General features: G+C 69.9%; 8 protein-coding genes, 1 tRNA gene and 1 pseudogene. 5 read left to right on the forward strand and 5 right to left on the reverse strand.

Annotated features, from left to right (window positions below):
* The 5 genes from ABZ070_RS33630 to ABZ070_RS33650 form a co-directional block, all read left to right on the forward strand.
* Nucleotides 1-706 (forward strand): ABC transporter substrate-binding protein (locus tag ABZ070_RS33630; RefSeq protein ID WP_356639536.1); only part of this gene is annotated, 706 nt, incomplete at its 5' end.
* A gap of 3 nt (nt 707-709) precedes the next feature.
* Nucleotides 710-1,537 carry an ABC transporter ATP-binding protein gene (locus tag ABZ070_RS33635; protein ID WP_356639538.1) on the forward strand — a complete coding sequence of 276 codons (828 nt, stop codon included), beginning with the start codon at nt 710-712 and terminating at the stop codon, nt 1,535-1,537.
* Complete coding sequence (locus ABZ070_RS33640) at nt 1,534-2,427, forward strand: ABC transporter permease (protein WP_356639540.1); 894 nt, start codon at nt 1,534-1,536, stop codon at nt 2,425-2,427. Before ABZ070_RS33635 ends, ABZ070_RS33640 begins: the two co-directional genes overlap by 4 nt.
* A gap of 10 nt (nt 2,428-2,437) precedes the next feature.
* On the forward strand, nt 2,438-3,772 hold the full coding sequence (locus ABZ070_RS33645) for an LLM class flavin-dependent oxidoreductase (RefSeq protein ID WP_356639542.1): 1,335 nt from the start codon (nt 2,438-2,440) through the stop codon (nt 3,770-3,772).
* Nucleotides 3,773-3,843: 71 nt separating this feature from the next.
* Nucleotides 3,844-4,740: a TauD/TfdA family dioxygenase gene (locus ABZ070_RS33650; RefSeq protein WP_356639544.1), complete on the forward strand. Its 897-nt coding sequence runs from the start codon at nt 3,844-3,846 to the stop codon at nt 4,738-4,740.
* 103 nt (nt 4,741-4,843) lie between these two features.
* On the opposite strand, the gene ABZ070_RS33655 is transcribed toward ABZ070_RS33650, so the two are convergent.
* The 5 genes and pseudogenes from ABZ070_RS33655 to ABZ070_RS33675 form a co-directional block, all read right to left on the reverse strand.
* Nucleotides 4,844-5,479 carry an LAETG motif-containing sortase-dependent surface protein gene (locus ABZ070_RS33655; protein ID WP_356639546.1) on the reverse strand — a complete coding sequence of 212 codons (636 nt, stop codon included), beginning with the start codon at nt 5,477-5,479 and terminating at the stop codon, nt 4,844-4,846.
* 115 nt (nt 5,480-5,594) lie between these two features.
* A complete protein-coding gene (locus tag ABZ070_RS33660) occupies nt 5,595-6,107 on the reverse strand; it encodes a DUF6328 family protein (protein WP_356639548.1) in 513 nt (170 codons plus the stop codon).
* A 69-nt stretch (nt 6,108-6,176) separates the two neighbouring features.
* On the reverse strand, nt 6,177-7,088 hold the full coding sequence (gene ligD / locus ABZ070_RS33665) for a non-homologous end-joining DNA ligase (RefSeq protein WP_356639550.1): 912 nt from the start codon (nt 7,086-7,088) through the stop codon (nt 6,177-6,179).
* Nucleotides 7,085-7,570, reverse strand: a pseudogene (locus ABZ070_RS33670) (transketolase C-terminal domain-containing protein); the annotation flags it as partial. The pseudogene ABZ070_RS33670 and the gene ligD, both read right to left, overlap by 4 nt.
* 57 nt (nt 7,571-7,627) lie before the next feature.
* Nucleotides 7,628-7,703, reverse strand: a tRNA-Lys gene (locus tag ABZ070_RS33675).
* Nucleotides 7,704-7,845 lie beyond the last annotated feature (142 nt).

The raw sequence follows: 7,845 nt of genomic DNA on the forward strand, positions 1-7,845 counted from the left end.
CGTCATCAGCTACTACGGCTCCGACAAGGCCGCCTACAACGGCTTCTACGTCACCCGGTCCAGCCTCCTGCGCTCCCCGCGCGACCTGATCGGCAAGAAGGTCGGCATGAACACCCTGGGCGCGCACCACGAGGCGATGCTCGACATCTATCTGAAGAAGCACGGGCTGAGCCGGGCGGAGGCGGAGCGGGTCGAACGCATCGTCGTCCCTCCCGTCAACACCGAGCAGACGCTGCGGCGGGAACAGATCGACGTGGCCGTCCTCGGCGGCATCCTCCGCGACAAGGCACTCGAGACGGGCGGGGTGCGCAAGCTGTTCAGCGACTTCGAGCTGCGCGGCGCGTTCAGTGCCGGCACGTACGTCTTCACCCAGCGCTTCCTCGAACAGAACCCGCGGACGGCAGGGACCTTCGTGACCGGCGTCGGCAAGGCCCTGGACTGGTCGCGCGCCACCCCGCGCGACGAGGTGGTGGCCCGCATGAAGGAGATCGTCGAACGGCGCGGGCGCAACGAGAGCACCGACCCGCTCAAGTACTGGCAGTCGTTCGGCGTCGCCGCGCCCGGCGGCCGTATCGCCGCCGACGAGTTGTCCGTCTGGTCCGACTGGCTCGCCGACCGGGGCGACATCAAGGCCGGGCAGGTCCGCGTCGACGAGGTGTACACCAACGAATTCAACGGCGGCGGCCGTGCCGCGAAGGGGCGCTGACGCATGACTACCCAGGACATCGAGGACCCGAAGATCAGCTTCCGGGGCGTGGGGAAGTCCTTCCCCGGAGGCCGCGGCCGCCCGGACACCACGGCCCTGGAGAGCATCGACCTCGACATCGCCGCCGGGGAGTTCACCATGGTCGTCGGGCCGAGCGGCTGCGGCAAGTCGACGCTGCTGGACCTGCTCGGCGGCCTGTCCCGCCCGAGCACGGGCGAGATCCTGCTGGACGGCAAGCCGGTCACCGGACCGGGACTGGACCGGGGCATTGTCTTCCAGCAGTACGCCCTGCTGCCCTGGCGCACCGCCCGCGGCAATGTGGAGTTCGGCCTCGAGGCGACGGGCGTACCGCGCAGGAAGCTGGCGGCGCGCGCCCGGGAGTACCTCTCCCTGGTCGGCCTCACCGGCTTCGAGGACCGTCATCCGCACGAGCTGTCCGGCGGTATGCGGCAGCGGGTCGCGATCGCCCGCAGCCTCGCCTACGACCCCGATGTGCTGCTGATGGACGAGCCTTTCGCCGCCCTCGACGCACAGACCCGCGAGTCGCTGCAGGACGAGTTGCTGCGGATCTGGCAGCGCACCGGCAAGACGGTCGTGTTCATCACGCACGGCATCGACGAGGCGGTCCGGCTCGGACAGCGCGTGGCCGTGCTCACCTCCCGGCCCGGCCGCATCAAGGAGATCGTGCCGATCCGGCTCGGTGACCGCTCACCCGGCGACGATCCTCGTTCGAGCCCGGAGTTCGCCCACCACCGCCATCACATCTGGAACCTGCTGCGCGACGAGGTCGGCAGGGCCCAGCAGCAGGAGAGGGAGGCCGTGGCGTCATGAGCATCACCACCGACATCACAGCCGAGAAGACGACCGCGGCGTCGCCCGCCGTGGCGGATCCGCCCGCCGCGCCCGACGTGCCCGGGACCCGCGAACCGAGGGCCGCGACCGCCGCTCGCTGCGTGGGCCGCGCCGTACTGCGGCTGTTCACCCGCACGGCGGCGGTCCTGGCGCTGCTCGCGCTGTGGGAGGCGGCGCCCAGGCTGGGGCTCGCCGATCGTACGTTCCTGCCTCCGTTCTCCGAAGTGGCCCGGGCGTGGTGGCAGTTGTTGCTGGACGGTCAGCTGGCCGAGCACACCTGGGCCAGTCTCGGCCGTTCGTTCACGGGCTTCGCGCTCGCGGTCACCCTGGCCGTGCCGCTCGGCCTGCTCATCGGCTGGTACCGGCCGGTCGCCGACTTGCTGGGGCCGCTGCTCGAGGTCTTCCGCAACACGGCCGCGCTGGCGCTGCTGCCGGTGTTCGTCCTGCTGCTGGGCATCGGCGAGACCTCGAAGATCTCGATCGTGCTCTACGCCTGCACATGGCCGGTGCTGCTCAACACCATCAGCGCGGTGCGCAGTGTCGACCCGACGCTGTTGAGGCTCGCCAGGACGATGGATCTGCCCGCCCCGCGGATCTTCCAGAAGGTCATCCTCCCCGCCTCGGTGCCGGCCGTCTTCACCGGCATCCGGCTGGCCGGTGCGGTCGCGATCCTGGTCCTCGTCGCCGCCGAGATGGTGGGCGCCAAGGCCGGTCTCGGCTATCTGGTCAACGCCTCCCAGTTCAACTTCGCCATCCCCGAGATGTACGCAGGCATCGTCACCATCTCGGCGATCGGCGTCACCTTCAACCAGCTGCTGGTGGCCCTCGAGCGGCGGTTCACGTCCTGGCGCACCCCGAACGGAAGCTGAGGTCCCGCACATGACCGCCCAGACCCCGCGGCAGATCCATCTCAACGCGTTCCTGATGAACGCCGGTCATCACGACGCCGCCTGGCGTCACCGGTCCACGCGGCCGGAGCGGATCACCGATCTCTCGTACTTCCAGGAACTGGCCCGTACCGCCGAGCGCGGCAAGCTCGACTCGTTGTTCCTCGCCGACGGCCTCACGCTCTGGGGCAGTGCCCGCTACAACGCGGTCGGTGGTTTCGAGCCGCTGACACTGCTGTCGGCGCTGTCGGTCGCCACCGAGCGCATCGGGCTGATCGCCACCGTCTCCACCACGTTCAACGAGCCCTACCACGTGGCCCGCAAGTTCGCCTCGCTCGACCACCTCAGCGGCGGTAGGGCGGGCTGGAACATCGTCACCTCCGGCAACGTGGCGGAGGCGCGCAACTTCGGGCTCGACGAGCACCCCGGCCATGCTCTGCGCTACGAGCGCGCCGGGGAGTTCCTCGAGGTGGCGAAGGACCTGTGGGACAGCTGGACGGACGACGCTGCTGTCATCGACCGGGCCGCCGGCGAGTACACGCGCGAAGGCGCGGTCCGTCCCGTCGGGCACCGCGGCAAGCACTTCCGGGTGCACGGACCGCTGAACGTCCAGCGGTCCCCGCAGGGCCACCCGCTGCTGGTGCAGGCCGGTTCCTCCGAAGACGGCAAGGAGTTCGCGGCACGGTACGCGGAGGCGGTCTTCACGGCGCAGCAGACGCTGTCCGACGGGCAGGCCTTCTACAAGGACCTGAAGTCGCGCCTCGCCACGTACGGCAGGACCGCCGACGAGCTGAGGATCCTGCCGGGCATCTGCCCCGTGATCGGCTCCACCAAGGCGGAGGCACGGGCGCTGGAGGCGGAGCTGACCGCGTTGCAGGTGCCCGAGTACGGTCTCCAGCAGCTCTCCGGAATGCTGGGAACCGACCTGACGGGACTGCCCCTCGACGGGCCGTTGCCCGATCTCCCCGAGGAGCGGGACATCAACGGCAACAGGTCCCGCTTCACGCTGGTCGCGGAGCTCGCCCGGCGGGAGAGCCTCACCATCCGCGAACTGATCGCACGGCTGGGCGGCGGCCGCGGGCACCGGGTCGTCGTCGGCACGGCGGAGCAGATCGCGGACCAGCTCCAGGAGTGGTTCACCGAGGGCGCCGCGGACGGCTTCAACATCATGCCGCCGTATCTGCCCGGCGGTCTCGAGCACTTCGTCGACCAGGTCGTTCCGCTGCTTCAGGAGCGCCGGCTGTTCCGTACGGAGTACACGGGCCGCACCCTGCGCGACCACTACGGCCTCGCGCGGCCCGCGGGCAGGCCGAGCGTCTCCGTGTGACCTGCCCACATCACGCAACCGACCACCGTCACCCCCTGTCCCGTATCCCCATCAGGAAAGGCAGCATTCCCATGACCACAACCGGTTTCGACATCCGCCGTGTCGGCGGCCGTATCGGGGCGGAGATCCTCGGCGTCGACATCTCGGGCGACCTCGAGCCCGCCGTCGTCAAGGAGATCAACGCGGCACTGCTCGAACACAAGGCGCTCTTCTTCCGCGACCAGCAGTTGGACGACGCGGCGCAGTTGCGTTTCGCCTCGCTCTTCGGTGAGCTGACGAGCGCCCATCCGACCGTGCCGGCGGTCGAGGGAGAGCCGAACATCCTGCCCGTCGACGGCGACGAGGGCATCCGTGCCAACCAGTGGCACACGGACGTCACCTTCGTGCGCACCCCGCCGAAGGCGTCGACGCTGCGCAGTCTGGTGGTGCCTCCCTACGGCGGCAACACGCTGATCGCCAACTCGGCTGCCGCGTACCGGGACCTCCCCCAGCCGCTGCGCGAACTGGCCGACGGGCTGCGTGCGGTGCACACCAACGCCTACGACTACGCGGAGCCGAAGACGGAGAAGGCCGCCGAGCATCGGCGTCGCTTCGTGTCCACGAAGTACCGCACCGAGCACCCCGTGGTGCGGGTCCATCCGGAGTCGGGCGAACGGGGCCTGTTCATCGGCGGCTTCGCGCAGTCCCTGGTGGGCCTGTCCCCGTCGGAGTCCCGGGACATCCTGCGCATCCTCCAGTCGTACGTGACCCGCCCGGAGAACGTGGTGCGCTGGACCTGGGCACCGGGGGACCTGGTCCTCTTCGACAACCGCATCACCCAGCACTACGCGCCCGACGACTACGGCGACCTGCCGCGGCTGCTGCACCGGGTGACGGTCGCCGGGGACGTGCCGGTCGGGATCGACGGCCGCACGAGTGTGATCGTGGAGGGCGACGAGGCGGCCCATTACACGCCCGCCGCCGCCTGACGCGGTCGGGCGCACCCGGCGACGGAGCCCCCGGGAGGGACAAAGGCCGCCGGGAGCACAAAAGGGCGGGCGGGCCGTCACGGCCCGCCCGCCCCGTGTCACATCAGTGCTGGGCGCTGCGGCGCTTGCGCGCGGCCCACATGATGCCGCCGCCGGCAACGATGACCACTGCGGCCGCGCCCGCGATCAGCGGCGTGGCGCTGGAGCCGCCGGTCTCGGCCAGGCCGCCGCCCGGCGCGTCGGTGCTCGGCTCGGCCGAGGGCGTCGCGGGGGCGCTCGTGGCGGGCGCGCTGGTGCTCGGCGTGGCACTGGGCGCGGGCGAGGACTCGCTCGGCGTCGGCGAGGGGGGCGTCGTCGACGGCGAAGGGCTCGGCGTGTTGTCCTCGCACACCGGAGCGGTCTTGGTCTCGTCGCGCGAGAACTTGTCGTCGTCCCCGGCCTTGACGATCAGACGGACGGTGAGTTCCTCGCTGTGCTCGGGAAGGTCGAGCTTGTCGTGGAATTCGCCCTTGAACGTCTTGGCCGGCAGGAGGTCCTTGCCGTCCACCGTGATCGTCACGGTGTTGTCCTTGGTGGGGCTGTACGCGGTCAGGTCGACGCTGACCTCGTCACAGGTCACCGACCACACCGGAGTGTGCGCGATCGCCGGTGCGGCGGAAAGGCCGACGCCGAGCGCGCCGGCCGACGCGACGGCTATGAACGCTCCCGTACGCCGCCACGATCTTCTGATTTCTGTCACTGAGTCCTCCACGATTGCCGCGCCATTCCTCTGGCGGTGCGCGCACAGTACCGCCAAGGCCTCATGGCTCCGCAAGCGCCCCAACGGACGGACATGCACAGCGGATGAAAACGCGTCAATCAGGGCCGCGTCGCGTGACGCGGGTCCACGCGGGCAGAACGAACCAGCACACCACGAACCACACCACCATGGCGATGACCAGCCACAGCGCGATGGTGTCGTCGAGGACCACTCGGAGTATCAGCAGCAGGGCGGACGCCATCGTGCACAGCAGCAGGACCAGTCCGAGGACGGTCAGCCGTGACGCCCAGGAAACCGTCTGCGGTTTGAGACGGCGGCCGGTGACCATCCGGTGGAACGCCACGGGACCGATCAGCACCCCTGTAGTCGCCGCCCCGAGCACGACGGTCACGGAGTAGATGGTCTGGTCCGTCTGCGACAGTTCGACGAACCGTGGCTGAAAGGCCACGGTCAGCAGGAATCCGAAGAGGATCTGCACCCCGGTCTGGGCGACGCGCAATTCCTGGACCAGGTCGGCCCATCTGCGATCGGCCCTTTCGTCTTCCGTCTCGTCGCGGCCGGGTCCACCACTGCCCATTCCATTGCCGTTGCCCCTGTTCCTGTCCATCGCACGCAGTTCCCTTCCTTCCGGCGCCGGATCGGCGGAGGGCGGCCGGAACGCTTCTGTCGCAGCTTCCTATCGAAGAGCGGCGAGCCGGCGGCCGGCCGGCCCGATGGCCCGCCTGCTGCCGAGCGCATCCCCCCAGGGGTCGGTCCGTGCCTGTTCGAGCACGTCGGCGACGGTCCAGCGGCCCGGGACCAGTTCCGGGTCCTCCAGCTGCTCCCAGCTGATCGGCGTGGCCACCGGCGCCCCGGGCCTGGCGCGCACCGAGTAGGGCGTCACCGCCGTCTGGGCGTAGCCGTTGCGCTGCACGTCCAGGTAGAGGCGGTCCCCGCGTGCCTGTTTGCGTACGGCTGTGGTCAGCCGGTCGGGGTCGCGGCCGGCCAGTGTCTCGGCCACCTCCTGCGCGAAGGCACGGGTGCCGTCGAAGTCCGTGTCTCCGGCGAGCGGCACGATCACATGCAGTCCTCGGGAGCCGGTGGTCATGAGTACGGACGGCAGCGCGAGCTCGTCCAGGAGTTCGCCGAGCTGCCGCGCGGCCCGGCGCACCGGCTCGAAGTCGTCGCCCGTCGGGTCGAGGTCGAAGACCAGCCGGTCGGGCCGCTCCAGGCGGCCGGCCCGGGACTGCCAGCGGTGAAAGGTGAGGCATGCCTGGTCGACGAGGTACAGGAGGGTGGCGGTGGTGTCGCAGACGGTGTGGTTCACCGTGCCGTCGGCCTTGGCGACCTCCACCCTGCGTATCCAGTCGGGGTAGTTGTCCGGGGTGTTCTTCTGCATGAAGCGGGGACCGTCGATGCCGTCGGGGTGGCGTTCCAGCATCAGCGGCCTGCCCCGCAGGTGCGGCAGCATGTGGGGCGCGATGGCGCGGTAGTAGTCGGCGAGGTCGGCCTTGGTGATGGCGTCGTCGGGGAAGAGCACCTTTCCGGGCCGCTGGATCCGTACCGTTCGTCCGCCGGCCCGCACACGGTGCGTCCTGCTCTCGGTCACGGGCGCACCATCGCTTCCGCGACCAGCAGGCGCACCGCCGCCGCGATCGACTCTGCGTCGATACCGGACGCGTGCAGTTGTTCCTCGGGCTTGGCGGACGCCGGCACGTTGCGCACACCGAGCCGTACCAGCCTGGGCATGGGCCGCCCGTCGGAGAACGCCTCGGCCACGGCGTCGCCGATGCCGCCCTCAGGGCGGTGATCCTCGACCGTGAGCAGGCAGCCGGTGTCGTCGGCGGCGCTCTGCAGCGTCCCGCCGTCGACGGGCTTGACCGAGTAGAGGTCGACCACGCGCACCGCGATGCCCTCGCGCTCCAACAGGGCCGCGGCGGCGAGCGACTCGTGCACGGTCACACCGGCGGCCACGACGCACACCCGGTCACGGTGCGAGGAGCGCAGCACCTTGGAGCCGCCCACCGGGAAGTCCTCGTCCGGTCCGTAGAGCACCGGCATGTCGGCGCGGCTGGTGCGCAGGTAGCTCACGTTGGGCAGGTCGGGGCGCTCCCTAGCAGGTCAGAGAAGTGAACCCCGTCCTGCCGGTGGTAGGCCGTGTGGGACTCGAACCCACAACCAACGGATTAAAAGTCCGCTGCTCTGCCAATTGAGCTAACGGCCCACGACACAACACCCCTGAGCATAGCGGGCGAGATCCCCGGAGCCGATCGGGTATCCGATCTCGGGCCGCGTCTTCAATCCCCCCCGCCGACACCAACCCGGGGGGCACGAAAACTACACGTCAATAAATGCCCATTAATGCC

Origin of the sequence: Streptomyces sp. NPDC006283 (genome assembly GCF_040613325.1) — a bacterium.
Lineage (GTDB): Bacteria > Actinomycetota > Actinomycetes > Streptomycetales > Streptomycetaceae > Streptomyces.

Coding starts and splice junctions, on each gene's coding strand:
- ABZ070_RS33635 (WP_356639538.1), top strand. CDS start 710: ATGACTACCCAGGACATCGAGGACCCGAAGATCAGCTTCCGGGGCGTG.
- ABZ070_RS33640 (WP_356639540.1), top strand. CDS start 1,534: ATGAGCATCACCACCGACATCACAGCCGAGAAGACGACCGCGGCGTCG.
- ABZ070_RS33645 (WP_356639542.1), top strand. CDS start 2,438: ATGACCGCCCAGACCCCGCGGCAGATCCATCTCAACGCGTTCCTGATG.
- ABZ070_RS33650 (WP_356639544.1), top strand. CDS start 3,844: ATGACCACAACCGGTTTCGACATCCGCCGTGTCGGCGGCCGTATCGGG.
- ABZ070_RS33660 (WP_356639548.1), bottom strand. CDS start 6,107: ATGGACAGGAACAGGGGCAACGGCAATGGAATGGGCAGTGGTGGACCC.